Raw genomic sequence first — 2,260 nt, 5'->3', positions numbered from 1 at the left:
TTGTCTGGTAAACCTTCATGTTAAAATGTCTTATAATTGTTTGATTGCTGAAATTTAGGGCTGCAAAAGTATAAAAAACTGCTTAATAATAAAAACAACAGGATCAAATAATTGAATTAATTGCATTTATGACCCCGTCCCATTTGTCTTTACCCATTTTAGCGCCAATGACCTCGATTACATTTCCCGCCAGAATGGACCCCAGCAGGCCGCATTGATCCGGTGGATAATTCCTGGTTAGCCCATAAAGAAATCCCGATGCGTAAAGGTCCCCCGCGCCCGTAGTATCCAGTGGTTTTACTTCTATCGCTCCGACCTCGAAAACGTTTTCACCCTGACGGACCAATGATCCCTCCTCACCGATTTTCACAACCGCCATATCACAGATCGCAGCCAATTCATCCAGTGCCTTCCTGGGGCCAAAACCGGTAAGCACCCTGGCTTCCTCTTCATTGGCAAAAAGAATATCGACATAGTCCTTTACCATCTGCCTGAGGAAATCAAGGTTTTCCTCAACGACATTGTAGCTGGCCATGTCAATGGATATTGTTAACCCGCTTTCTTTTGCCAGAACAAGAGCTTTCCTGAGCAGGTCATGGTTCTGGACCATGTACCCTTCAATATGAAAATAATCAAACCCCTGAAACTGATCCGGTTCAAGGTCATCGGCATTCAACTCCACCGCAGCCCCCAGGTGGGTGGCAAAAGTCCGTTCGGAATCTTTGCTGATCAGAGCCACGGCTCTGCCGGAATGGGTATTGCTGAAGAACAACCTGGGAGTGATTCCGCATTTCAGCAGGTCATTTTGAAAGGCCTCTCCAAAGGCGTCCATCCCGATCTTTCCCAGGAAGGCAGTTTCCACACCCAGCATGGCAAGGCCATTGATGGTATTGGCGGCTGAGCCCCCGGAGGTGATCCGTCTTTCAAGGTGTTCCGTCGCTTTCAATATGCGCGTGCTGGTATCCAGGTCAACCAGTTGCATGCTTCCCTTGGGCAGCCCCAGTTCCTCAAGTATGATATCATTGGGTATGGGGGTCATGATATCCACCAAGGCGTTGCCCATTCCAAGAATTCTTGCCATATCCCGATTTTTGGGCAAAAGTAAATCATTATCTTTGATCATTGCTAACCCATATTATGAAAACAAATCCCATTATTGCACCCATCCTGGCCCTATCCTTTGTATTCACCTGCCTATCCTGTGATCAGCGGGTGGGGAAAAAATCCGATTACCCGATCCGTCCGGTCCCTTTTAACCAGGTCAGGGTAACAGACCAGTTCTGGGCACCCAGGATACAGCGCAATGCAGAAGTGACGATCCCCATTGCCTTTCAGCAATCGGAAGAAACCGGCAGGATAAAAAACTTCAAAGTCGCAGCCGGTTTGGAAGAAGGGGGCTTTTGTTCCCTGTACCCCTTTGATGATTCAGATGTATTCAAGATCATGGAAGGTGCGTCCTATTCATTGCAAACCTACCCTGATCCACAGCTGGAGGCATACCTTGATACCCTGGTCTATTATATCAGCCTGGCACAGAAAGAAGACGGGTACCTGTATACCAACCGCACCATTTTAGGCGACAGTGCACATCCATGGGCAGGGAAGGAACGGTGGGAGCTCGTGCATGAGCTGAGCCACGAACTTTACAACCTCGGCCACTTGTTTGAAGCAGCCGTGGCCCACTACCAGGCAACGGGGAAGAGGGAATTCCTGGATGTTGCCATAAAGGCGGCCGACCTTGTGGATGAGAGCTTTGGTGATACAACCTATGTCAATTATCCCGGACACCAGGAGATTGAAATAGGCCTCATTAAGCTGTACCGGGTCACAGGGGATGAGCGTTACCTTGAGCTTGCCAGATTTTTTCTTGAAGCCCGGGAAAATGGCTCCGAATATAACCAGGCACACAAAAAGGTGACCGAACAGGAGTTGGCCGTCGGGCATGCGGTCAGGGCCATGTACATGTATGCCGCCATGACGGATATTGCTGCGCTGACAGGTGACAGGATCTATGAAAGGGCTACTGAAAGGCTCTGGGAAGATGTGGTTTACACCAAAATGTACATTACTGGTGGAATTGGGGCCAGAAGGGGCCATGAAGGCTTTGGAGAGCCTTATGAACTTCCAAACCTTGAAGCTTATTGTGAAACGTGCGCAGCCATTGCCTTTGTGCTCTGGAACCACAGGATGTTCCTGTTAAAAGGCGACGCCAGGTATTACGATGTTATTGAAAGGACACTTTACAATGGACTTTTATCAG

The 2,260-nt window shown here is 48.6% G+C and carries 2 protein-coding genes; one reads left to right on the top strand and one right to left on the bottom strand.

The window, feature by feature from the left end; all coding sequences use genetic code 11:
* Positions 1–103: 103 nt before the first annotated feature.
* Positions 104–1,081 carry an adenosine kinase gene (locus tag V2I46_06810; GenBank protein MEE4177205.1) on the bottom strand — a complete coding sequence of 326 codons (978 nt, stop codon included), beginning with the start codon at positions 1,079–1,081 and terminating at the stop codon, positions 104–106.
* A 56-nt stretch (positions 1,082–1,137) separates the two neighbouring features.
* Between V2I46_06810 and V2I46_06805 the strand changes: the two genes are divergently transcribed.
* A partial coding sequence (locus tag V2I46_06805) for a beta-L-arabinofuranosidase domain-containing protein (GenBank protein MEE4177204.1) occupies positions 1,138–2,260 on the top strand: 1,123 nt, incomplete at its 3' end.

It is taken from the genome of Bacteroides sp., from assembly GCA_036351255.1.
Lineage (GTDB): Bacteria > Bacteroidota > Bacteroidia > Bacteroidales > UBA7960 > UBA7960.
The sequence above is the reverse complement of the archived record's forward strand: the minus strand, read 5'-3'. Positions and strand labels throughout refer to the sequence as shown.